Source organism: Alteromonas sp. 1_MG-2023, assembly GCF_030547075.1.
Taxonomy (GTDB): Bacteria; Pseudomonadota; Gammaproteobacteria; order Enterobacterales; family Alteromonadaceae; genus Alteromonas.
On sequence record NZ_JAUOQH010000002.1, the window covers coordinates 146,863 to 172,400 of the forward strand.

A 25,538-nucleotide genomic window follows, 5' to 3' on the forward strand; every position below is an offset into this window, starting at 1 on the left:
ACGGACAAACTGGCAACCTAACTCATGCTTCAGTTACCTTGCTCATTGCATCGCAAAGTTTCTCTAGCATAAATTTTTTAATAAAAAATATCTCGGCTCAAAAGTTTCTTTGAGAAAAAATTTCTGCGTTCAGCATCAAGCCTTACAACTCAGCAAGTGGGTGATCATTTTCAGACCAAGGCGAATCAAAAAACGACGCCACCACCTCTTTGGGTACATCTTCCACTTTTTTGAACTTCCAATTCGGCGATAAGTCTTTTTCAATCAACAATGCTCGCACGCCTTCTTGAAACTCCCCGTATTGGCCGCAACGGCACGACATAATAGCTTCCATACGAAAACAATCAGCTAAAGATAACTGTGCCCCACGTTCACACTGTTTAAAAACCAAATGCGCTGTTATTGGAGAGCCCTTGGCCAAGGTCGATTGTGCCCGGGATAGCCATTTATCTTCACTAACATCAGTCGTTAAAACATTATTTACCACATCGGCGACATTGCTTGGTGCACACCATTTATCAATAAGCCCTCGATGAGACTCTACATTCTTAGGAAGATTACTTTCAGGTGCATTAAGACCGGTTAGAATTTGGGTTACTTGAGTGGCAAGGTCGCTGTCTTCTTCAGTCTTCCATGGGTGAGCTTGTAACGCTTCAAACATAGCAGGTTGCTGATCTGAGGCCAATAACACATCGGCAAGCTCTACATAACATGCATCTTCCCCATTCATCTGTGCACCGGTTAACCCAAGGTAAAGTCCGGTTTTTCCTGGTAAGCGGGGAAGAAAATAGCTGCCACCCACATCTGGGTATAACCCAATGGTTATTTCCGGCATAGCTAGGCGAGAAGTTTCGGTAACCACTCGATGACTAGCACCACATATCAGCCCCATTCCGCCGCCCATAACAATGCCGGAACCCCAAACAATAATTGGCTTAGGGTAATGGTGAATGGTGTAATCTAGGGTGTATTCCGTACGGAAAAAAGTCGCAAGAAAATCAGGTATTTCGCCGTCTGATTCAAGCATGGCATTGTACATAGAAACTATATCACCACCCGCGCAAAAGGCTTTTTCACCCGCAGCTTTCAATACAACGCAAACGAGATCATCTCTATTATCCCAAGCTTGTAGTGCATCTAATAGCAAACTTGCCATGTTTAAATCTAATGCATTTAACGCTTTCGGTTTGTTTAGCGTAAGCACGCCAACTTTATGCCCTGAAGCTGTTGATACTTCTTCAACAATGACTACTGAATCTTTGTTTTCCATTTACTATCCCTTATTGCAGACCTTCATTTGCTGTGATTTTGTAAACATGAGTTATAACTGAATACTGGAGCGTGTTTATTACAGCGCCTTCACTACAAAACGCTATTTTCGTCACTAAGCAAACGCCTAGCGATGATAACTCGCATAATCTCGTTGGTACCTTCCAAAATCTGGTGTACCCGCACATCTCTGACGTGGCGTTCTAACGGGTACTCTTTGATATAGCCGTAACCACCATGTAGCTGCAACGCTTCATTACAGACTTTAAAGCCCACGTCAGTGGCAAATCGTTTTGCCATCGCGCAATACGTGGTGCTATCGGCATGTTTACCATCGAGTTTGACTGCCGCCATTCTTACCATTTGCCTAGCAGCAACCAGTTCGGTGGCCATATCAGCTAATTTAAATTGCAATGCTTGAAACGTGGCAATAGGCTTACCAAATTGCTCTCGCTCGGTAAGGTATTGTCTTGCCACGTTTAGCGCTTGTTGCGCCGTACCAATTGAACAGGTGGCAATATTAATACGCCCACCATCCAAGCCTTGCATGGCCATTTTAAAACCTTGCCCTTCATCACCTAAACGCCAAGACGCTTCAAGCTGTACGTTATCAAACGTAATCATTCGGGTGGGCTGGGCATTCCAACCCATTTTTTCTTCTGCCTTGCCATAGATGATGCCTTTGGTATCAGCAGGTATCGCAAAGGCACTTACCCCCTTAGGGCCTTCCTTGCCTGTACGCGCCATCACTACCAATACATCAGTACTGCCCGCCCCGGAAATAAAGACCTTTGCACCATTAAGCACATACCCCTTTTCGTTAGGCGCAGCTTTAGTGGTAAGTGAAGCAGCATCAGAACCGGCCCCAGGCTCAGTTAAACAGTATGAAGCAAGCTTGTGACCCGAAACGAGCTGCTCACACCACTGCTGCTTAACAGATTCTTGACCCCAGGTAGCAATCATCCAGGTAGCCATGTTGTGAATGGTTAACATGGCTGTGGTGGTAGTACACCCCATCGACAGCTGCTCAAAAATTATTGAGGCATCTAACCGAGATAACCCAAGCCCCCCTTCAGATTCAGGCGTATATAAACCGCAAAAGCCTAGCTCCCCTGCTTTCTTAATGGCTTCAATAGGGAAATAGTGGTCTTTATCCCACTGTGCTGCATGAGGAGCAAACTCCTGCATCGCGAATTGGCGAGCTGCATCTTCAAAGGCGAGTTGGTCTTCTGAAAGGTCGAAATTCATAGTGCAAGCCCTTCTGGGTAAAGGAGGTAAAAAACATCAACTGTACTAATAGGCTTTTTATACTACCTAACAACTTACGTTCACGTAAACGTAAACATCAAAAATAAATAAATTAAATGTAAAATTACTGTGACAAGCCCAAATGACACAACCGATGCGGTGAACGTTTACGCTAACTTAGAAATACTGCATAAAGACAAATAGTTATAATCTTAACCTAACGGCTAATGCACTTTACAACCAGCACTGATAAGCTATGTTTATAAAAACACAAATGTAATGACTCTTCTTGGATTATCGGATTGCTATTGTTGAAGATAACGCGACTGCGCGCACGACCTTGCGCGGTCATTTGCTACCTATCGCAAAGTTAAACGTTAGCAGTTTTGGATCGGGAGTAGAGTTAAAGTCTGCACTGCGTAAGCAGCACTTCGAATTGATTATAATGGATTATCACCTAGGCCAAGGTAGGACCGGGGTGGAGTGGCTGTTAAATCTTAAAGAAGCTGACTATATTCGCCCTAGCACTGGGGTAATATTCTTAACATCAGATCGTTCGCCTCAGACGATTGGCAGAATTATGGACCTGCAACCTGATGCACTGCTTATCAAGCCCTACACTATGGCGTCGTTATCTCGCCAAATTAAACATTATCTTAGCTATCGACAGTATATAGACCCCGTTTTAAGAGAGATGGATAATAAACAACTGTCGTCTGCAATTACCTTAGTGCGCAGAAACATACGTGATGGGGTCCCTCCTCGTTTGGCTTCTGACGTTGGTAAGCTTTACGCTAAGCTGTTATTTGAAAACGAAGATATTTTGCATGCAATGCGGGTGTATGATGATGTACTCACCCGCTCAGACAAAGTGCTTTGGGCGCAATGGGGTAAAATTAAGTGCCAGTACGCTGCGGGTCTTTGGCCTGACTGCCATGATGAATTAAGTGGCATGGTGACATCAAGTTTAGCGAAAGATAGCGCATTTGAATGGCTAGCATCATTGTCCTTTGAACAAAAATCTTATGAGCAAGTAGAAACCTACTTAAGTCAGATCAAATTCAGTGAGTTAAGCCTACCTGCTGCTAGGTTGAAATCCATTGCCTATCAGAAACAAGACAAAGTGGTTGAAGCTATAGACTTGTTACAAAAGAAACGTGCGATGCACAGAAGTGCGAAAGACAGATTTAACGATTTCACTTTTGAGCTTGCCGAGTTCTATTTACTGCTCGCTGAAGAAGCGCCGACGACAAATCGCGAAGAAAGTCTAAGCCAAGCACGTAAGTTAGTTGGCTTGGCCGGTCGTAGTCAAAGTGATAGGCAAGTGCTTCAAAAAAGAGACTATCTACTGGCATTCTCGGCCATACTAGAAGGCGAGAATGAAAAAGCTGCTCATTTGCTTGAAAGTGACTATATGGATAACTACCAGCGTACCGAACCGTCAATGTTGGTGATAGCCGCTAAGGTACATCATGGTCTAGGCGAGGAAGGTAAAGCTAGCCAACTGCTTGCACTGGCAAAGCAAAAGAATTCTGAATTACAGGCGATCTCAGAACAGGTTGCTAACGATGATTTAATCTTCAAAGGTGGTGAGCGCCTTGGATTGAACCATGAGCAAGCGGTAATACTTAACGAAACTGGCACCAAACTGTTTATGAACAAACAATATTTGCCTGCCATGAAGCACTTTTATGATGCGTTAAACCTTTCCCCAGAGACCGCGGCGTTCGGACTTAACTTGCTGCAATGTATGATTGAATCTGATACCGCGGTTTATCGAAAATACGGTATTCGTAAGTTACTCAGAGTGATTGCAGACATGCCACTGTCTGAAAATAATCATCACCGATTAACGCAACTAAACATTACCGCACAAGCGAATGCTGAAAAGCTCATGGCACCTGCGAAGAACGAACAAATGCAGAACTAGTTAGAAATGAGTTCAACGTTACTTTAAGCGCATCAGTAAGCTTGATGTATCCCACCGTTGCCCACCCATTTTTTGTACATCACCGTAATACTGATCGACCAATGCCGTCAGCGCTAGTGTAGATCCATTTCTTCGTGCTTCATCAAGGGCAATCGATAAATCTTTGCGCATCCAATCTACCGCGAATCCATAATCGTAATGATTTTCAAGCATAGTCGTCGCGCGGTTTTCCATTTGCCACGATTGCGCCGCACCTTTGCTTATAACATCAATAACCGCGTTACAGTCTAATCCTGCTTTTTGGCCAAAATGCAGGGCTTCAGCTAAACCTTGCACAATACCTGCGATACATATCTGATTCATCATTTTAGCCAATTGCCCGCTGCCACTTTCCCCTAGCAACTGGCTGTGTTTAGCGTAGGTAGAAAATACGGTCTCGGCCCGCTCGAAGGCATTTTGTTCACCTCCAACCATTACGGTAAGTAACCCATTTTCAGCCCCTGATTGACCGCCAGAGACTGGCGCGTCTAGAAACGCTATAGACTGTTGCTGGCATAATGAAAACAGTTCGCGAGCTATTTCTGCCGATGCCGTGGTGTGATCAATAAGTAACGTGCCTGGTGCCATTGTGCCTAGCGCTTGGCAAGCCACATCTTTTACATCATTATCGTTGCCTACACACATTAATACTATATCAGCGCCCTTTGCGGCCTCTGCCGGGGTGTCGGCTAGCGTGCCGCTATACTCTTTTACCCACTTTTCAGACTTCGCTTTAGTGCGATTATAAACAGTGACATTAAAACCTGTTTTAGATAAATGCCCCGCCATGGGATAACCCATCACGCCTAGGCCTAGAAAACTCACTTTTACCGCTGACTTATCTGTTGGTGTCGATGTAGAAGCTGTCGTATTTGACATAGTGTAACTCTCTTGCGAACGGATTATACTGAGGCGAAGTGTAACAAACTTTTCAATAACTAAAACAAGCCAATAACGAAAAAGAGAAGCGCTATGAGTATTTATAATCATCAAGTTACTAAAAATAATGGCGAGACTATTGCCATGTCAGAATTTAAAGGAAAAGTATTGCTGGTAGTGAACACGGCCAGCAAATGTGGCTTCACTAACCAATATGACGGGTTAGAAAAGCTCTATAAAACCTTTAGCCCAAAGGGATTAGAAATATTAGCGTTTCCTTGCGACCAATTTGGTCATCAAGAACCTGGGTCAGATGATGATATAGCTCAATTTTGTAGTATGAATTTTGGGGTATCATTTCCCTTATTCAAAAAAACTGAAGTTAATGGCAATCAGACTCACCCACTTTATGTTGAGTTGAAATCTGAAGCTCCCGGTTTATTGGGTTCCAAACGTATAAAGTGGAACTTCACTAAGTTTCTTGTAGATACGAACGGTAAGGTAATAAAGCGCTATGCGCCTACCACTAAACCAAGTGAGATAGGCAAAGATATTGAAGCGTTACTTATAGACTGAGCTATTTTCGACTTACTATCATTTAACTGAAATAGAACTGATAAGGAGTGTAGAGGAATGAAAGTCGCTTTTTTTAGCGCCAAACCCTATGAAGAAGCAGTATTTAAAGATGCAGCTGAGAACGGGTTAGATACGGCGAATACTCAAGATCCTATTTCCTTTTCATACTTCCCACATCAGTTAACTGCTGAAACCGCCCTATTATGCCAAGGCTACGATGCGGTTTGTGTGTTTGTAAACGATGAATTGAATGCAAAAACGTTGGCGATATTGCATGAAGCTGGCGTTAAGCATATTGCTCTTCGCTGCGCCGGTTTCAATAATGTCGATATCGCAACCGCCCAAGAACTGAATATCAGCGTATCTAGAGTACCCGCTTATAGCCCTGAAACCGTTGCTGAACACACCCTAGCGTTAATTCTTACTTTAAATCGCAAAACGCATAAAGCCTATAATCGGGTAAAAGAAGGTAACTTCGAACTTAGTGGTTTATTAGGCTTTACCCTACACAATAAAACGGTGGGGGTTATTGGTACAGGGCGTATTGGTCAAGCGGTCATTCGTATTTTAAAAGGGTTTGGCTGCAACGTATTATGCTACGATCCTTACCCTAACGAGCAAGCTACTCAAGACAGGGCTTCTTATGTCTCACTTGAAACACTGTTCACAGATAGCCAAATTGTGACGTTGCATTGTCCGCTTTCAGAACAAAGTTATCATCTAATTAACGCTTCATCTTTGGCTTTGATGCCAAAAGGCGCCATGTTAATTAACACCTCTCGGGGAGGGCTTATTGATGATAAAGCGGTAATAGATGGGCTGAAACGGGGGCATCTAGGTTACGTGGGTTTAGATGTGTATGAGCGCGAATCTGAACTATTCTTCAGCGATCATTCACAAGATATTATTCAAGACGATATATTTCAGCGTTTGCTTACCTTTCCAAATGTATTAGTCACCGGGCACCAAGGCTTTTTTACTCAAGAGGCTTTAAGAGAAATTGCCGCCATCACCTTAGATAATTTACGCTTCTTTGCTGGGGACACTAGCTTGAACGTCAACAACAATATGGTTAAGCATATAAATTAACGGGGACCATTGAACGGGCATGGCTTTATGGGCGAGACTTGATGGGCATGGATTAACGGTTGTGGATTAACGAATACGATTTAAAGGCTTAGGTTAAAGAGAATAGTAGAAAAGTAGCAATATTTGCTACTTTTCCAATACAAGGTGAAAATACTTACCTAACCACATAAACGGCTCGGTTTGGTTATAAGTTCGTTCAAGTGCTAACAAACCTTCAAATTGCGTAGTTTGATGTTCTGGGTTCTTTAGGTAATCATGAAAACATCGTATGCCCGTTTTCGCTTTGACCGTGAAACCAATCGACTCACAGAAGTCACTTGCTTGTTTAGCGGGTAATGGATTTTTAGGGTTAAGGCGAACTTGATTCCTGACCTTCATTCCTTGCGCAATGTAATCAAAGTTACCGTAAATTGCGTTGGTCATTAAGTTTGCATCACGGTTAAAAAAACTCAGGCTTAGTACTGCCCCCTCACGCATATTATCATAAATAAATTGGATAGCTTCATAGGGCGTATTCAACCATTCCAATACCGCATGGCACACTATGAAATCATAGTCTTCTATGTTTTGAATATCTTGCAAATATTGATGTTGAATATCCACGTTAAAGAATGTTTTTAAGTTCTCTTTGGCATGTTCCAGTACGTCTTCCGATCCATCGGTTAACAGTACACTATGCCCTAGCGATGCCAAGTGAGCGGCCATCACCCCCGTACCGCCCCCTACTTCTAGTATTTTTTTAGGCCGCGTATTTTCAGATATTTCAACAAAAGGCGCTAAAGCCTCACACAGCATAATTTGCCTAAGTTTCCCTTTTGTCGTGCCATAAATATTATCAGCAAATTTTGCCGCAATACCGTCAAAAATATGATCTGATTTTTTCGTCATGCTGGGTTTGGAATATCGATAAAAGTCACGTCTAGGTTAAACTCAGACTGAATATGCTCACCCAATGCCTTTACGCCATAACGTTCAGTAGCATGATGGCCCGCTGCAAAAAAGCTAATACCCATTTCTCGCGCCGTATGAATAGTTTGTTCAGAGACTTCGCCAGTAATAAACGCATCTACGCCAGCGGTGACAGCTTGCTCAATAAACCCCTGACCGCCGCCTGTACACCACGCTAGGGTTTTAATAGTTTTAGTATCATCACCCTCTGCTAACACAGTACGCCCTAAGGTTTCAGTTAAAAGCTGCTGAAGGTCATGCTGAGACATTGGGGTTTCGAATTCCCCTTGCATCACTACACCCGTAGGTTTTACGCCGCTAAGGGCACTAACTTCATGAATATTTAATAGAGCGGCAAGCTGACGGTTGTTTCCTAGCTCAGGGTGAACATCTAATGGCAAGTGGTATGAAAATAGGTTTATGTCGTGGTCGAGCAATGCCTTAATACGCTTTTTCTTCATGCCGCTAATCGCTTGCGATTCGCCTTTCCAAAAATAGCCATGATGCACCACTATGGCATCGGCATTTTCTGCTATAGCTGCATCTATTAGCGCTTGTGAAGCCGTTACCCCTGTTACTACCCGTTGAATCTCTGCTTTCCCTTCAACTTGCAGACCATTAGGGCAATAGTCACTAATCTCATGTGTTCTTAATGTGCCATCAAGGTAGCGTTTAAGTTCAAGGTTATTTACAGACACAAGTACTCCGGTTAACTTTTATACAATGAGTTCAACAATCTCGCTGAACCTATAGAATTGTTGAGCATTATACTGATTTTAAACCACTACTGCCGTCATTTCTTTTTAGCCATGCCATGCTCTCGTCTGTACTTGTTGAGTAGCATATTAAGGTAAAACCAAAATATGTTTCATGGCATTAAGCTCATTCGCCCACGTTGAAAACTAACTCTAGTAAACGCCGTATCCCAGCTACCACTCCCCGCTGGTTTTTAAAATATCCGTAATGGACTTTGCAATTTCCCAGCGCGGTGTACCACTTGAATTACTCAGTATAATGATTGCGTTTTTATTGTTTGAGTACGTAAGCACGAGCGATTTGTACCCACGAACGCTACCTGGATGCCTGGCGACTTTCCCATATTCATTCTCATAAACCTGCCAACCAAGCCCCATGTATATTTCACTCCACGTCGTTTTTACTTGTGGTACTAACATCGCTTCGTAAGATTGCTTTTCTAAAATAGCGGGATCATTATTGAGGGTTAGCGTCAGCCATCGGCTTAAGTCGACCACATTAGCAACCAGGCCTTCACTGGGGTTGAAGGCTAAGTCATAGGGTCGCTGCTGAAGCTTATCTATTAATTTCCCCTTGTGGGTTGGGGGCGCTTCAGCCAAATGCTCATTCTTACCGTCATAAAAATTGCTTCGCTCTACCCTTGCTGGTTTCAATATATTGTCATAGATAAAAGTTTCATAGCGCTGACCGCTGACCGAATAAATAACCTCTCCCAGCAAATTGAAATTAGTGTCGCTGTACTCAAAGCTATTCCTTCTGAGCTTTTCAGGGACAGCGCCATTAACCAATTCAAAATAACGCGTCAGCGTTCTAGCTTGTTCAAGGCTCGCAGGCCTAATAACGTCGCTTAAACCCGAAGAATGGGTGAGTAATTGCTTTATAGTAATTTGAGACTTTTCAAGCTGTGGTATATATAAGCCTACATCATCATTGAGGCTTAGCTTTTTCAGCTCTACTAATTTCATTATGGCTTGCGCGGTGAAGAGTTTAGAAATTGATGCTGCTCTGAATAGAGTTTTATCCGTTACTGGCGTAGTTAATTTTTCATTAAGATAACCGAAACCTTTGCTATAACTGACTTCACCTGCCGTAATAACAGCTACAGCCATTGCAGGAATATTACTCTTAACCCTAACTTCATTTAAATAATGCGACAGCTCACTATGGCTATCCGTTTCGGCAGAAGTAGCATTCACGGAAAATATGAAGAGTGATGAAATGATTAACTTAAGCAAAAAGCACCTAAAGGAGAAATTAACGTTTACAAGTAGCCATCATAGGCAGAGCCGTAATGACTAAAAGGTACGCGTGCTAAAGTGTAAATAGAATTAGCGTATACAGCAAATGAAGAGAGTAGATATTAAAGTACAAATACGTTTGCTGAGAGATAACCTACGCCGATACCAAAGCACATCATGGATATCCATCTAATTAACTTTAAAACCTTTGAAGCATCGTATATACGCTTACCTTTAAGCAATGAATCAATTATATGATCTTGCCCCATAATTGACATGATAATTGAAGCCACAAAAAAACCGAGAGAGATATAAAGATCTCTACTCGCTTCTACGGCCTTCAATTGAACAAGAACAACGATTGCACCAATAGCAGCAGAAGATAACCACGCATACTGCTTAAGTAAGTCAAAATGAAGTTCCGTTGTAAGGGTCTCATTTTTAATTTTATTCTGTTGGACTGAGTCTAGTTCAGTTTTCTTTTCTATTTCCAATGAATCCATTCTGAATAATTCCAATTTTAATTTTTTTTTGTAATAACAGGGGCAGAGTACATTATCAAAGATACATATCAGCTTAAAAGTACTCTGACCCCATTTTTTTTTGATTTACTCAAGACTACCAGCAACGCCTTGTGCCACAAATGGCACTAGATGGCTGATCACCTCTTCAATATTTACGTGTTTGTGAAAATCGGATTCAGCAATTTCGGTTAACGCACGGCTTGATGCCATGGAAAATACAAAGCTTCCCATAGCAAAGTGTAAACGCCAAAACAGCTCTTCTTGAGGGAGGTCGGGCAAGCATTGTTGAATAGCGTCAACCAAGGCCCTAATTGTCTCGCCATAGTCGTTCATAATAAAACGACGTAAATGACCTTGAGTTTCGTTATATCCCCGGCCCAATAACTGAACAAAAATGGCGGTGCCAGATGGTCTGAGCGCATTGAGTTTAAGCATGGGAGGAATGAGTGCATACAACAAGGTAGCAACACCTTGGCTACCAGAAGAAACCTTATTCTTGGCAAGACAGATATTAACTTCAGGCATTAAGATATCGAAATACCGTTTAAGAACCGCTTGTATAAGATTCTTCTTACTACCAAAGTGATAATTGACTGACGCTAAGTTCACCTCTGCTCGAGTGGTAATTTCACGCATTGAAGTTTGTGTGAACCCTTGCTCTGAAAAGAGCAGTTCTGCGGCATCCAAAATATCAGCTTTAGTTTGCTTCGCCATTTTTTATTTTTATTAACCTTACGTACAATTACGCCCATTTTTAATCGTACTTTACGGATAAAAACGGGGGTGAAAAGTTACGCATAACCGAAAGAAAACACGTAACCTATTAATTTATATTAATTATAATTAAAACCAGTGTCTTGCTTTATTCCATGACTGCATAAGCACGCGCTCAGCAACAGAAGCGACAGATAACCCTAGTTTTTCAGCTACATTTTTCTTTAACGAGTACTTCACCTTAAATATTTCACGCTCTGGAAAGTGAGATAAAATGTAATCATCAGAAGTTGAAAGCTCATCCACCAAGCCTAACTCTTTCGCTTTAACACCAGGCCAATATTCACCTGTTGCAACTTTCTCTATGTTCATTTCTGGGCGTTGGCTATGAACGAAGTCTTTAAATAGAGTATGAATTTCTTCAATCTCTTCTTTAAACTTTGCACGTCCTTCATCATTGTTTTCACCAAACACGGTAAGCGTACGTTTGTATTCACCCGCCGTGTGTTGCTCAAATTCCACATCATTCTTCTTCAATAATTTATTGAAGTTAGGCAGTTGCGCTAACACACCAATAGAACCGATATAAGCAAATTGTGATGCTAACAATTTATCTGCGACACAAGCCATCATGTAACCGCCACTTGCCGCAACTTTGTCTACCGCGATAGTTAACGTTAGGCCTTTTTCTTTAATGCGCTGTAATTGCGATGCTGCTAGTCCGTAACCATGCACTACACCACCACCACTTTCTAAACGAACCAGCACTTCATCTTGCTTAGAGGCTACACATAAAATAGCGGTAATCTCTTCACGTAAATGTTCAACTTCATTGGCATCCATAGAGCCTTTGAAATCGATAACAAACAAACGTGACTTTTCTTCTTCGCTGCTTGTTTTTTTATCTTTGCTTTTTGCTTTATCTTCTTTCTTTTGTTTTTTCGCTAGCTGTTTTAATGCTGTTTTATCAAGTAAAACTTGCTTAGCATAATGGGTAATATCTTTTAGTTGTTCTGAAAGCGACGTTATTTCTAACTGGCCCTTACCCTGCTTTTGCTTACTGGCAACGCCAACAATGGTCGATACCACGATAATAAACGCGATAACCAAGGTGACGGCCTTAGCCACAAATAAACCGTATTCGTACAAAAACTCCAAACCTATCTCCTAGTACAAAATAAAAGGGCCGTAAATGACCCTCTCAAACGACCTTATTGTCTAAATAACACTTACATTAAGGCGACATTATATATTGCCGCCTATAATAGCAGTCTAATTTTCCTCTGACGATAGGCTTAATGTACTGATTGTGTTTGCAGATATTTCCTCGTCGGTGAAATAGAGTTCACGTAACGTGGGCTGAGTAGAGTAAAGTTCGGTTTGATCGAGGAAATGATCAGTGCCATAAGACCGAGATTGTGAGTACGACAACAAGCCTCTGCCCTTCGGCCCTTCCTCTGTAAAGTTTATAACCATCATCCAACTACTACCATAATTAATATGATAACCCTCGGCCTCTGCACTCATAATGGTATTACTATTTAGTGGTTCGTAAGTATGCCTTGGTAGCAAAGTACCGTTGTTATCAGGCACAATATTAAATACGTTAAACCCACCTTCTATATTATGCGCCCCAGCCCAAGGTAGTTTCTCACCTGACGCTGTACCATCTGGCAAGCTTCGCTCTACAAATTGTACTTCCCCTAAGGTGGCATCTAAGTCGACACCGGCTTGATTAATAACCTGCACTGCCGCAGCAAACTGAGCAAGCGTAGTATCATTTTGTAGTAAACCGCTTGGGGTAGTAACAGGGTTATCAAGGGAGAACGGTGTTTCCCATTGCGGATCGGAATTAAACTGGAAGGCAAATTCCCTAAACACGTGAGCCCCTACACTGTCTTTGTTCATGGTGCCATCCCATGACGCTAGCGCAGCACACCCTTCAGTGATATCAACATCTTCACCATTGACAGTAATAGGGTCGCTACCTTGTGCGGTACATGCCTGTAGCAAGCTTGGCAACACCATGTCAGCCAGCATACTCCGATTGTTTAGCAGCAGTGATTCTACTTCTTGAGGCGTAAACGTACTATCACTCCCCGCTTCAGACTCAATGAACTGCTGGCCTAATCGAGAGCGTAGCGTTTGTTGATAATCTACGTCACCGTAGAGAGGTGACACTCCCGTTATAGGTGATGCTAAGTTTGTTAACCAAAAGCTGTCATTAGAGTTTTGAACTGAGTCTGTTCCCTCATACTTCGGTGCTTCGTTATAAGGCACAGGTCCATCAAAATCAAACGCTGAAACAAAACCTGGCAATACGGTGAACCCTGCTGCTTGCTTAGTTTGAACCAATACAGGATTAGAGGTTAATTCTGATATCGCTGTTTCAGTTAAATTAGGTACCGTAGAATCATCAATATAAAACACTTGGCCATCGGCCGACGCCGCCATAGTGTTATTAAAAATCACCCCATCGTAATCCATGAAGGCTTGCTTAAATTCGTCCATAGACGTTGCCATGTTCATGGCTAGCCAGTGATCAACCACATCGAAATTCGGCAAATTAGCATCTTTAATGGCGTACGCATTTGTGTCTGTCCAATCAAAGCTACCTGGTACTTCAATCATAGGCCCATAATTTGTGTAATAGGCGGTTTTATCAAGCATGATCGTTTGACCTGGCGCTACTGCCACTTCAATCTGCATTGGCTTTTCATAGATGGTACGTTTGCTGCCATCAACCCTGTGGGTAAGCCCAGTGTTATCATCTTCATCCAACGTTAACTGGTAAACCACGAAGTGCTCAGCAGTTGAAAAAGTGTGTGTCCAAGCCACATCTTCATTAAAACCAATGTTAACTGCACCAGGTAACCCCGTTAGTGAGCCACCCAACACGTTTAAATAGCCTGGTATTTGGGTATGAAACTGCCAGAAACGCAAATTGCCTGTATGCGGAAAATGCGGATTGCCTAACACCATTCCCATTCCATTAGTGGTTTTATCACTTCCAAGCCCCCACCCATTCGAGCCCATATCTTGTGGGTTCTTTTCAGGTAATTCGATAGTGGGGTTAATCTTAAAAGGAGCGGCGTTTGTAGTAGGGGTACCGCTAGCTAGTATAGAGTTGGTATCAACATGTGAAGTGATACTTGCACTAGCGGCTGGTGTAGGTAAATAGCTTTCACCCTCAGGCGCCGCTAAAAACATGGGTCCTAAAAAGTTAGCGGCCCCGGGTAACAAGGCAACACCCAACGAATAGGTTAATAAATCGGTACTGTCGATATCCGTAACCCACGGCTGTCCCGCGCAAGACTGATCTTGTTCGGCAACTGGCGTGTCTGCGAGGTATCGGTTGTAACCTGCAGTGTAACCTTGAAACATGGCTCTAGAGTTTGCCGACAATCCCGCAAGATTCTGTTCAGCTAGTTCGCGAATGCCTAATGTTAGAAAGCCAAAATCATTAATAAGGTGCTCAGAATCACCACTGCCCGCTTGTTCATCTGGGCCAAAGTATTTAGATCGCTCGGAGTTATATTTAATAATTTGATCGGCCAACACGCATAAATTATCTTTCGCAAACGCATAACCAACACCATAAGCCATACTTTCTAAATTATCGGCTTTTACATGGGGAACCCCATAGGTAGTCCAAGTGATATCGGCGGTTAATACGCCATCGGTATCAAAAGCGGGTACGGATGATGGCGTTGGTACAACGGGAGCTGGGTTTGGAGTGGTAGAAGTTTGGACGTCATCAAAGTCATTTTGATTTCCTCCACAACCCATGAGCGTGGCAGCTATAGAGGCTGCAAGGAACGTACGGTAAGGCAATATACGGTTTTTTGGTATGTTCACAAATTGTCCCCTATTGTTGTAATACATAAAGTCGAGATCCGGTGTCCTTCTAACTTAAACAGATCCGACCAATTAACATTACATTAACAATAAGAAACATTCAAACTACATTTCAATATTTTTACTCAAATACAAATAAAAAAAGACCGACATAAGTCGGCCTTTTCACCTTTATAAATCAATTAGTTAAACACTATTAATTTGAAACAACAGTCTCATCTGTAATCGGCAATACTGTCGCGTCAGAAGAGATATATCCAGCGACTTCTCTTTGCATTTCGGCAGTTACGGCCGCGCTAGCGGTTGGGCTTAGGCTCGATGCATGGGCACCACTGTTAAACTGTACCAATCCACTTAGGTCAGTTCCAGACTGAGTCGTTGTCACCTGTTCTAAACCAATAGTACTCGCAAGCGCCAACTGACCAGATAATGGTAGAGAAGTACTGACTGGAATAACTTGGTCAGATAAATTTTCTTCACCACCATCACCTACCACTGTCATCATATGAACCGGCGTGGTTTCACCAAGTGTAGTAGCGTAGTTAGTTGGGTCACCCGCATCCATTACGGTTTGTGCAGCAAATGCGAACTCGGCAAATACAGCGTTAACTTCCGCAGCTTGTTCGTCGCTTAATGCATCCGTGAATGTACTTACCGCAGAAGCTAATTGGGCCTCTGTCACATCGGTCGTACCATAAAGCTGCGTTAACAAGGCTACAAAGTCATCAGACGACTCCGATAATAACAAGCCTTTAATAATCGGACCAAAGGTAGGTGACTCAAGTAAGAACTGAGCCGTACCGCCTCCAGGAGACTCTAACGACGCTTGCTGAACGGCGTACATACCGTCTAACGCACCCAAGGTTTCACCCATGCTGGTGTTAGCGAGTGCAGCAAAGTTACCGCCGGTCATCGCACCTAATGATACGCCCATAACAGATACGCGAGACATATCGAAAGACACGTTTTGGCTAGCAGTTGCATCAACTACTGCGTTCAAACCTAAACGTAAGCCCAATAAATCTGACACGCTTTGACGTAAGTTATCACGAGCTGTAGGTAAGCTTGCCAAGTTCATGTAGTGCGTTGCACTTACGGTTGTTGCATTAATATCGTCGGTACCATCGCCATCTAAATCATAACCACGGCTACCATGCAAAGGTTGGTCGATAGCCACTGATGCAATACCTGCCAATGACAACGTACCCGTAATAGCTAACATGTCTTCTTTTTGACTAGTAATGCCGTGGGCTAATATTACCACTGGCCAGCCCGCATCAGGCATACTCACAGAGAAACCAAGCGCAGCAGCAATAGCTGGATCTGGAATAGTCACCTGTACATCTAATGTTTCTTCGCCCGAGTTACCGCCAGTTGTTTGGGGATACGGGTTAAATTTGGTGATATTACGTGCAGTATCTAGCATTTCGCCGTCAACACGTAAGTCTGATAAGCCTAAGCTTGAGCAGGTTTCATAATTTGGACCAGGGGTTGCACTAGCAAGCACTTCATCGGAAGTCGTTGCAAGCACGATACCGCTGTCACACGCCGCGTGCCAAAAATCGGTCACTGGCGCAGTTGGATTTTCAGCACTTGGCACGCCTAAGAAATAAGGCAGTGAAACAGTACCTTCATAGCGTTGCGCTGCACAGAAAGGCCCAGCTTCAGCAAGAATGCCAGTAGATACAGCCACGGCGAAGTCATTGACCGCTCCCCATTGGGTAGATAACTGACCTGATACAGTACCGGCTAGTCCAGCACACGTTTCTAATGCGCTAAAGTCTGTGGCTTCAATAACTGGAATTAACGCAGCTGCCTCAGCGGGTAAGCTTTCAACGCCCACGGACACCGCACCAGCTACTACGTCTTCTGTCACCAAGTTAAGTGCTTCCATCGCCGTAGGTGCTGTATCAACGTCCCCTACTACAATCACTGGTAGCGCTTCTCCAGCCGTTTCGTCGCCCGCAGCGGCGCGAGCAGCAAATTCACCTACCATTACTTTTTTGATGGTATCGAGTGAGTTTTCTATTGATTGAGTGGTAAAAGCAGATACATAAGTAATATCTTCACGCTCATATCCTGCACCAATCACTGGGTTCACTAGTGAATTCACAATACCTTGAAGCGCTAACTGATCATCAGTTGATAAAGGTAATGTATTGATATCTTGTCGTGTTGAATCCCACGATGTTGAACCCTGCACAGACTTACCAGACGAATCTTTAAGTTCGGTAGTCATCACCAGCATATAACCCTGAGAAGGCGCAAGCGGCTTTAAAGGCACAAATGTAATAGTTGATTCATCAGCAAGAGAAAGCACATAGTCTTCGCCGTAAACCAATTGGTCACCTAGTTTACATCCTGCTGAAGGTGTAGTGATTTGCGCGCAGTCTGGGTCGTTCAAATCCAACCCTAAGGTCGCTTCAAACATTAACACGCCCGCTGCCAATGTTGATGCATCTAGCGATACACCTGCAGGTGTTTCTACTGAAATAGCGAATGGGTGCTGCGTAGACCAACCATCTAACACGTTTAACGCGTTTTGCGGGTCGGCAAAGTTAGTAGGATCATCTACCGGAATATTAAGGGTATAATCGAAGAAGCCATCATCCCCTGGTAGCATTAGAAGATCGTTTGGTATGTTTAAATCGCCATTAGATGGATCGAAAACGATACGTGAAAATGGTGTTTGGACTTCTGTCTCGGCCTGAATATCGGACAGGGTATCGGAGCCGCCACAGCCTGTTAGACCCAGCGCAAGGGCCACACTGGAACTTAATATGAGTTTTCTCATTCGTACTCCCTACAAGCATTGTTGTTATTCTGTGATTATAAAACCCGCCTTGCTTGTAAGATGGCACCTTTAAAGCCTTGTTCTTACTGCAAACTCACCGAGTTTTAAACATGTTAGACCAGTTGTATCTCCCTCAATCTTATTAACTTTGTTGCAACTTTGCAAAGTTTTGTTAACGCTAAATGTTATTTTTTTTTACTTTTGTGGTTTTTATACATCTAAAGTTTTAATTATTGCCTAGTCTGAGTATCATCTGCACCTATACAATACGAACTTACAATGTATACCACTACATATACAGATACATGCAAATTAACTAAGGATACCGATGAACGATTATCAAGCCCCTGCCGATTTATTAAAGGGTAAAGTCATTCTTATCACAGGTGCTGGCGACGGCATTGGAGCGCAAGCTGCTCGAACATATGCAAAACACGGCGCAACCTGTATTTTGTTAGGCAGAACCGTATCTAAGTTAGAAGCCGTTTATGACGACATCGTAAATGCTGAAAATGTTGGGAGTGCTGGGAATGCTGAACCTGCACCAGAACCGGCGATAGTACCGCTAGATATAAAAGGTGCAACGCCGTCACACTACCAGCAAATGACACAAACCATTATAGACCAGTTCGGTAAATTAGATGGCGTATTGCACAATGCTTCTGTGCTTGGACATTTGAGTTCTTTTAAAGATATTGAGCAGCAAGAATGGCTTGATGTAATGCAGACAAACGTAAACGGTACGGTGTTTTTGACTCAAGCATTAATACCTGCCCTTGAAAAAGCAGACAATGCATCGGTTATTTTCACAACTTCTAGCGTTGGCCGTAAAGGGCGTGCCTTTTGGGGCACCTACGCGGTATCTAAATTTGCAACAGAAGGCGTTATGCAAACGCTGGCTGACGAGTATCAAAATAAGTCGCTACGCTTCAACTGTATAAACCCAGGCGGTACACGCACTAATATGCGGGCTCAGGCTTTTCCGGCTGAAAACCCTGATACCTTGAAAACTCCTGCCGATATTATGCCTATGTATCTTTACCTAATGGGTAACGACAGTATTGATGTGAATGGTCAATCTCTTGATTGCCAACCTAAGCGCTAGCCTAGGCTTTACATACTAGTAATTAAATACCGGCTATAACGATAAGCCTGAAAAATCGGCATTAGTCGTATACCAAAGAAAAAGCCGCGTTAAACGCGGCTTTTATCATAATAAAACTTCGTATTTGGCTTAAAGAACCAGTCAGCGATTGAAATCGCTTAGTCGCCTATTTTGGCCCAAGTATCACGTAAACCCACCGTGCGGTTAAACACTGGCTTATCATCAGTGCTATCTGCATCTAAGCAGAAATAGCCGGTACGCTCAAATTGCCATCCACCAGCTTCTGGCGCTCGTTGTGCTAAACCAGCTTCTGCCCAACCTGTTAAGGTAGTCAGTGAGTCAGGGTTTATCACATCAGTAAAGTTCTCTTCAGCGGCTGGGTTCGGCACGTTAAACAAACGGTCGTACAATCTGAATTCAGCTTGCTGCGCTGTTCCAGCGTCAACCCAGTGAATAACACCTTTAACCTTGCGGCCATCGGCAGGATCTTTACCTAAAGTGTCAGCATCATAAGTACAGTAAACGGTGGTTACGTTACCTTCTGCGTCTTTCTCTACACGATTCGCTTTCACCACATAGGCATTACGAAGTCGCACTTCTTTATCTAACACTAAACGCTTGAACTTTTTGTTTGCTGATTCGCGAAAATCTTCTGCTTCAATCCAAATTTCGCGACCAAAATTAATTTCGCGAGTCCCCATAGACTCATCACTTGGATGATTCGGTGCCACTAAGGTTTCGCTGTCGTTTTCTGGGTAGTTTTCAATAACCAGTTTAATCGGATCTAGTACCGCCATCGCACGAGGTGCGTTCACGTTTAAATCTTCGCGAATACAAGCTTCTAACATGGACATTTCAACCATGTTGTCCATTTTGGTCACACCAATACGTTTACAAAATTCACGTACAGAGCCTGCGGTATAACCACGGCGACGTAAACCAGCAACAGTAGGCATGCGCGGGTCGTCCCACCCACTAACGTGGCTTTCTTCAACCAATTGAATCAAGCGGCGTTTGCTCAATACCGTATATTCAAGGTTAAGACGTGAAAATTCATACTGACGCGGCGTGCTCTCAATCGTAATATTTTCAATTACCCAATCGTACAAACGGCGATTGTCTTGGAACTCCAAGGTACATAACGAGTGCGTAATACCTTCAATTGCATCCGAAATACAGTGCGTGAAGTCATACATAGGGTATACACACCACTTATCACCGGTTTGATGGTGATGAGCATGTTTAACACGGTAAATGACCGGGTCGCGCATACACATGAACGGTGACGCCATATCAATTTTGGCGCGAAGGCTACACTCACCTTCTTTATATTCGCCTGCCGTCATTTTAGCGAATTCACGCTGATTAGTTTCAATGTCGGTATCGCGATATGGGCTGTTCTTACCAGGCGCAGTTAATGTGCCACGAAGTTCACGCATCACGTCTTGAGTAGAAAAATCAACATAGGCTAAGCCTTTGCTGATTAATTCGTTAGCGAAGCCATGAAGCTGATCGAAGTAATTTGAAGAGTAACGCTCTTCGCCATCCCACTTAAAACCCAACCACTTAACGTCTTCTTTAATAGAGTTAACAAAAGTAATGTCTTCTTTTGCCGGGTTTGTGTCGTCAAAACGCAGATTACACGAACCTGCGTAATCTTGTGCAACACCAAAATTTAGGCAAATAGACTTTGCATGACCAATATGCAAAAAGCCATTTGGCTCCGGCGGGAACCGAGTTTTAATACTCTCGTGCACACCATTGGCAAGGTCTTTGTCGATGATCTGACGGATAAAGTTGGTCGGACGGTGCTCAGTCTCGGCCATTCGCGTGTTCCCCTTAGCGTTTAAATTAACGTTCCAAAATAATCGTAACGTTTAAGATTAATAAATATTATGAATTAGTATAACACTGACCTAAAACCGACAACCACGTTTTATTACACCTAGCCTTACAAGTGATTAGTTTTAACCCGATGAAACGGTTTTTTACTGATTCTTGTATTAAAAAACGGCGCGTGACTAGTAAAAAAAGCGTGGTTAGAAAAAAGTATGGTATCTTTCTTCTTGTCGACAACTCGGTCGTAGCAGACAAACATGGTGCCCATGAAAGAAAAAGCAACCTCTTTTGATATTGCACATTTGGCAGGCGTTTCTCAATCAACAGTATCAAGAGCACTTAATAATAGCCCCTTGGTAAATCAAGAAACTCGTGATCGGGTTCAGCGTATTGCTCGCGAACTTAACTACAAAGTTGACAAGAATGCCAGCAATCTACGCAAGCAAAAAAGCAGCACCATAGCGCTTTTGTTGTTTGAAGATCCTACCTCAGATGATTCAATGATTAACCCTTTCTTTTTAGCCATGCTAGGTAGCATTACTCGCGCGTGTGCAGCTGCGGGTTATGACTTACTGGTGTCATTCCAAAACTTGGAAGATGATTGGCATGCAGAATATGAAGACTCGAATAAAGCCGATGGCATTATTTTATTAGGTTACGGTGATTACACCGACTACCGCAGTAAAGTGGCACAACTTGAGTCACAAGGCACCCACTTTGTTCGCTGGGGCGCACCAGATGCCGCTCACCCTGGTGTTAGTGTTGGCTGTGATAATTTTCAAGGCGGCTACAGCATTACCGAGCACTTGATAGCCCTTGGCAGAACTCGCTTTGCATTCATTGGTGATTCCGGCAACAAAGCCCCTGAGTTTATGGCGCGTTTTCAAGGTTATACAGAAGCGCTAACAAGTCATAATTTATATGAAAGCTCGTTACAAAGCGATGCTGTTTCTACTGAAGAAGCCGGTTATGATGCCATTCAAGGTATGTTGAACGATGCCAACACTAACGGAACTGAGTTACCAGACGCTATTGTTTGTGCATCTGATCTCATTGCCATGGGCGTGTTACGTGCGCTTAGACAAACAGACTTTAAAGTGCCAGATGATATTGCAGTGGTAGGTTACGATAATATTGCCGTTTCAGCCTTCACCACCCCTGCGTTAACTACCGTTCAGCAAAATACAAAGCTAGCCGGTGAGTTATTGGTCAGTACGTTAATCAAAGCGATTTCCAATGAAAAGGTAGAAGATTTTCTTATGCCAGCGGAAGTTATTATTAGGCATTCGTGTGGGGCAAAAACTTAGCTTTCTAAGGCTAAACAGCAAGACTAATAGACCAGACTCACTAGCGAGTCTATCTAAAAATACTTGAATACCCCGCTAAGACACAATTTGTAAATATTAAAAAAAAGCCCTTATTATTACTATTAAAAAGAATAATAAGGGCCTTTATATTGTGGAATAAATATTACTGCGCCGACATCTGCTTGATAAGTGCCGCTTCTAGAGCATCTGAATCTAGCGCCCCTTCCCTTACCCATACTTGAACGCCATTTGCCGGCACTGTTGTTGTTAACGCGTCACCGGCAACCAACTCACGTGTTTCACCAGACAATTGTTCAGTCCATGTGCCAGCTTGCATGTATTCATCAACACTAAAATCAGCAGGCTTCTCGTCCTTATTCAGCAATACTAATGCCGTTTGCTGTGCACTATCATTTTGCAACACTCGGTAAAATGCGGCGCTATGTCCTGCCATTTCAAGGTTAAACTGCAAACCTCGCTGAAGTGCTGGTGTGTTTTTACGCACGTGCGCTATTTTAGTTAGTGCTTGTGCAATAGCATGTGATTTGGCGTTGTCTATATTGTCTTGGCCAAAGTAATTGCGGTTACCTTGGTGTTCAGACGTACCACGCATAAAGCCAATTTCTGACCCTTGATACACCACAGGAATACCACGAACCGTAAACAACCAGTTATGGGCATTAATAAAACCATTGTCGGTAGCGTTAATACGCGCCATGTCATGGTTGTCATAAAAAGTAGTTAAATCATAAGGGTTATTGTAAGGCCCATGAGTTAAATACAAGGTGTCGGCTAAGGTAGCGAAGTCACTTTCAAGTGGCTTTTCAAACACCTTTACCATGGCTTCTTGCATCGGAAAGTCAAGCACACTCACCGCGCCATTCTTTGGAAGGGTATGCTGCGCAATAAAGTTCGCATCATATTGGAAGCTTTCACCGAACATAAAGAAGTCGGGATGCTCTGCCCTAACCCGGTCTGACATTTCTCGCCAAAAGTCATGAGGTACATGCCTGATGGTGTCGATACGAAATGCATCCGCGCCTTGTGAAATCCAGTAAAGGTAACTATTGATAAGATAATCTCTTACCTTGGGGTTTTGATCATCAAGGTTAGATAGTTTTACCAAATCTGGGTAATCATGAAAAAATTCATGCAGTGGATTATTTTTTGGGTCTAAGTCTTCAGGAGCTAGATTCTGGTGATCAGCAACTAATTCGCCTTCTGCATTATAAATTTCACCGTATCCAGGTTGGTCAGAGGGCATAGTAAAGCTTGGCGTACCGTGGTTTGCCACAATATCAAATACCGATTTCAAACCAAAGTTTTCACGCATTTGTGTGGTGTATTGCTTCACACTTAAATCATGACTTATCAAATGCTCATCAGCTTTATAAAAATTAGTTGCCCAATAACCGTGGTAGCCCGTTTTTCCGCCGTCTTTGAATGCGCCACCATAGGTGATTTGCTCATCTCCGCTAAATGATTGGTTTGGGTTTTCTAGGACTGGTGTCATCCACACCGCCGTAAAACCCATATCACGAATATAGTCGCCATTGTTTAGCACCCCTTTGAGGTCGCCGCCCATATAGCCGACATAGGCTTTTTCACCGTCAGGACCTTCCATCGGTAGCTGCCAAGTTGGAAACTCCCCGCCTTGTGCTTCATGATTATTAGTTGGGTCGCCATCAACGAACCGGTCGGTCATTACAAAATAAATTGCTTCGCTTGCAAACGGTGTGGTGGTACCTAAAATAGTCACTTGTGTATTATCTTTATTAGTAGAAGCTGCTGATGCTGACAAAGCAGAATTAACTTCTGCCTTGGGCTGTGGCGAATCCGTAGACGTATTAGCACAACCTGTTATTGTGCCTACACCCAATGCAAGTGTAATGGCAACGGTAAGGTTTTTTACTTTATGAATCATTATGCTAGTTCCTTATCAGCGACTTCAGCTTCTACTACGTCATGTTCTTTTACAAAAAATACAGCGATAGCGCCCAATAACATGGACGCTCCGGCGACAACGATAATGTATTTAGCTTCGTTGTCGAACACACTACTTAAAATCCAACCTGCAGTTAAACCAGACACTATTTGTGGTGCAGCTACCGTAAAGTTAAATATGCCCATATAAACGCCCGTTTTGTTGGCGGGTAACGCCCCTGCCAACATGGCATAAGGCATGGCTAAAATAGCAGCCCATGCAATCCCTACCCCAATCATTGGGATAAGCAGCTTCACTGCCCCAAGGGGAACAGTAACTTCAGTAATGAGTAAGTTCACATTCACCATGGTGAGGTCTTGGAAGAAAAGGAAGCTAACATAGCTTACGCCGCCCAAAATTAACGCCCCGGCATAAATGGTTTTTCTACCAAACTTATCGGCAAGTCGGGCAAGGAAAACTGAGAAGACGGCGGCGAACACTGAATAAGCAGCAAACAATATCCCCACCCAGTCACCAGCTGCGCCTTTAGCGGCTACAATAGCGTCTGGTACTTGTGCAACTGAGGCAATGTGCGCAGGATCCCACCAGATTTTATCAACGCCCCAGATATGCTGGGTAATTGCTGGTGTGGTATATACCCACATAATAAACAGGGCAAACCATGAGAAGAATTGTACAACGGCAAGTTGTTTCATGGTTTTAGGCATGTGAACAACCAAAGAAAAGAATGCTTTCATACGCATGGTAAAGGGTGCTTTGGGCGTATTTTCTGGCTCAACGTTATTTTCAACGCTTAGGCCTTTGTATCTATTGTACTCTTCTGGTGAGTACTCTTTGGTGCGAAACACAGTCCAAATTACCGTACCAAGCAATACCGTAGCACCAATGTAGAAAGCCCAAATAACAGAAGGCGCGACTTCGCCCATCTGTGCAGTATTTTCAAGACCAACCACGTTAGTTAATACGAATGGCAATATTGACCCTATAACGGCACCAATATTTATGAGTAGCGACTGGATAGAATAGCCAATGTTGCGCTGGGATGGTGGCACCATATCAGACACCAAAGAGCGGAAAGGCTGGAAGCACACATTAAACGATGCATCCATTAGCGCGACCATCAGCGCCCCCATTAGCATTGGCGCTAGAAAGGCCACAAATAAAGGCGCATTAGGTAATAAAATCATACCTAGTACTGCAGCTACAGCACCGGCAAGAATGAAAGGTCGTCTTCGCCCTAAACGGTTCCAGGTTCTGTCAGACGCTGAGCCAACAATAGGTTGTACAATCAACCCCATAATAGGCGCTACTAGCCAGAAAAGTGATAATGAATGAAGGTCTGCCCCTAGGTCGGAAAGGATTCGGCTCACATTGGCATTTTGCAGTGCAAAGCCAAATTGAACGCCTAAGAACCCAAAGCTGACATTCCAAATTTGCCAGAATGATAAACGAGGTTGTTGTACTTGCATGAGACCACTCT

General features: G+C 43.2%; 19 protein-coding genes. 5 read left to right on the forward strand and 14 right to left on the reverse strand.

Annotation, left to right across the window (positions count from 1 at the left end):
* Positions 1-142: 142 nt before the first annotated feature.
* Together Q4561_RS02640 and Q4561_RS02645 are read right to left on the reverse strand one after the other, a co-directional pair.
* Complete coding sequence (locus Q4561_RS02640) at positions 143-1,270, reverse strand: enoyl-CoA hydratase/isomerase family protein (protein WP_303457415.1); 1,128 nt, start codon at positions 1,268-1,270, stop codon at positions 143-145.
* Positions 1,271-1,362: 92 nt separating this feature from the next.
* Positions 1,363-2,517: an acyl-CoA dehydrogenase family protein gene (locus tag Q4561_RS02645; RefSeq protein ID WP_303457416.1), complete on the reverse strand. Its 1,155-nt coding sequence runs from the start codon at positions 2,515-2,517 to the stop codon at positions 1,363-1,365.
* Positions 2,518-2,806: 289 nt separating this feature from the next.
* Between Q4561_RS02645 and Q4561_RS02650 the strand changes: the two genes are divergently transcribed.
* Positions 2,807-4,447, forward strand: a complete 1,641-nt coding sequence (locus Q4561_RS02650) for a response regulator (protein WP_303457417.1) — start codon at positions 2,807-2,809, stop codon at positions 4,445-4,447.
* A gap of 18 nt (positions 4,448-4,465) precedes the next feature.
* Here Q4561_RS02650 and Q4561_RS02655 read toward each other — a convergent pair whose 3' ends face one another.
* A complete protein-coding gene (locus Q4561_RS02655; protein WP_303457418.1) occupies positions 4,466-5,365 on the reverse strand; it encodes an NAD(P)-dependent oxidoreductase in 900 nt (299 codons plus the stop codon).
* Positions 5,366-5,458: 93 nt separating this feature from the next.
* Between Q4561_RS02655 and Q4561_RS02660 the strand changes: the two genes are divergently transcribed.
* Positions 5,459-5,941: a glutathione peroxidase gene (locus Q4561_RS02660; RefSeq protein WP_303457419.1), complete on the forward strand. Its 483-nt coding sequence runs from the start codon at positions 5,459-5,461 to the stop codon at positions 5,939-5,941.
* Between the two features lie 57 nt (positions 5,942-5,998).
* A complete protein-coding gene (locus Q4561_RS02665) occupies positions 5,999-7,030 on the forward strand; it encodes a 2-hydroxyacid dehydrogenase (RefSeq protein ID WP_303457420.1) in 1,032 nt (343 codons plus the stop codon).
* 126 nt (positions 7,031-7,156) lie between these two features.
* Here the strand turns inward: Q4561_RS02665 and Q4561_RS02670 are convergent, their stop codons facing one another.
* The 8 genes from Q4561_RS02670 to Q4561_RS02705 all read right to left on the reverse strand — a co-directional run bounded on the left by Q4561_RS02670 (position 7,157) and on the right by Q4561_RS02705 (position 17,862).
* Positions 7,157-7,918, reverse strand: coding sequence for a methyltransferase domain-containing protein (locus Q4561_RS02670; RefSeq protein ID WP_303457421.1), 762 nt, complete (start codon positions 7,916-7,918; stop codon positions 7,157-7,159).
* The gene (locus Q4561_RS02675; RefSeq protein WP_303457422.1) at positions 7,915-8,676 is read right to left on the reverse strand and encodes a Nif3-like dinuclear metal center hexameric protein; all 762 of its coding nucleotides are present in this window, start codon (positions 8,674-8,676) and stop codon (positions 7,915-7,917) included. The genes Q4561_RS02670 and Q4561_RS02675 overlap by 4 nt, the downstream gene beginning before the upstream one ends.
* 231 nt (positions 8,677-8,907) lie before the next feature.
* On the reverse strand, positions 8,908-9,969 hold the full coding sequence (locus Q4561_RS02680; RefSeq protein ID WP_303457423.1) for a serine hydrolase: 1,062 nt from the start codon (positions 9,967-9,969) through the stop codon (positions 8,908-8,910).
* Positions 9,970-10,094: 125 nt separating this feature from the next.
* A complete protein-coding gene (locus Q4561_RS02685) occupies positions 10,095-10,475 on the reverse strand; it encodes a hypothetical protein (protein WP_303457424.1) in 381 nt (126 codons plus the stop codon).
* A 105-nt stretch (positions 10,476-10,580) separates the two neighbouring features.
* Entirely contained in the window at positions 10,581-11,210 is a 630-nt protein-coding gene (locus Q4561_RS02690; RefSeq protein ID WP_303457425.1) for a TetR/AcrR family transcriptional regulator, read from the reverse strand.
* Between the two features lie 129 nt (positions 11,211-11,339).
* Positions 11,340-12,368 (reverse strand): protease SohB, encoded by a 1,029-nt coding sequence (gene sohB / locus Q4561_RS02695; protein ID WP_303457426.1) that lies wholly within the window; start codon positions 12,366-12,368, stop codon positions 11,340-11,342.
* A gap of 114 nt (positions 12,369-12,482) precedes the next feature.
* The gene (locus Q4561_RS02700) at positions 12,483-14,999 is read right to left on the reverse strand and encodes an acylase (RefSeq protein ID WP_303457658.1); all 2,517 of its coding nucleotides are present in this window, start codon (positions 14,997-14,999) and stop codon (positions 12,483-12,485) included.
* Between the two features lie 265 nt (positions 15,000-15,264).
* Positions 15,265-17,862, reverse strand: coding sequence for a VolA/Pla-1 family phospholipase (locus Q4561_RS02705; protein WP_303457427.1), 2,598 nt, complete (start codon positions 17,860-17,862; stop codon positions 15,265-15,267).
* A gap of 328 nt (positions 17,863-18,190) precedes the next feature.
* On the opposite strand from Q4561_RS02705, the gene Q4561_RS02710 reads away from it, so the two are divergent.
* Positions 18,191-18,967, forward strand: a complete 777-nt coding sequence (locus Q4561_RS02710; RefSeq protein ID WP_303457428.1) for a YciK family oxidoreductase — start codon at positions 18,191-18,193, stop codon at positions 18,965-18,967.
* A 158-nt stretch (positions 18,968-19,125) separates the two neighbouring features.
* On the opposite strand, the gene glnS is transcribed toward Q4561_RS02710, so the two are convergent.
* The gene (gene glnS / locus Q4561_RS02715) at positions 19,126-20,793 is read right to left on the reverse strand and encodes a glutamine--tRNA ligase (protein WP_303457429.1); all 1,668 of its coding nucleotides are present in this window, start codon (positions 20,791-20,793) and stop codon (positions 19,126-19,128) included.
* A gap of 279 nt (positions 20,794-21,072) precedes the next feature.
* Between glnS and Q4561_RS02720 the strand changes: the two genes are divergently transcribed.
* Positions 21,073-22,113: a LacI family DNA-binding transcriptional regulator gene (locus Q4561_RS02720; protein ID WP_303457430.1), complete on the forward strand. Its 1,041-nt coding sequence runs from the start codon at positions 21,073-21,075 to the stop codon at positions 22,111-22,113.
* Between the two features lie 163 nt (positions 22,114-22,276).
* Here the strand turns inward: Q4561_RS02720 and Q4561_RS02725 are convergent, their stop codons facing one another.
* Together Q4561_RS02725 and Q4561_RS02730 are read right to left on the reverse strand one after the other, a co-directional pair.
* Complete coding sequence (locus Q4561_RS02725) at positions 22,277-24,037, reverse strand: alpha-amylase family glycosyl hydrolase (protein ID WP_303457431.1); 1,761 nt, start codon at positions 24,035-24,037, stop codon at positions 22,277-22,279.
* A complete protein-coding gene (locus Q4561_RS02730; RefSeq protein WP_303457432.1) occupies positions 24,037-25,527 on the reverse strand; it encodes an MFS transporter in 1,491 nt (496 codons plus the stop codon). The genes Q4561_RS02725 and Q4561_RS02730 overlap by 1 nt, the downstream gene beginning before the upstream one ends.
* Positions 25,528-25,538: the final 11 nt, after the last annotated feature.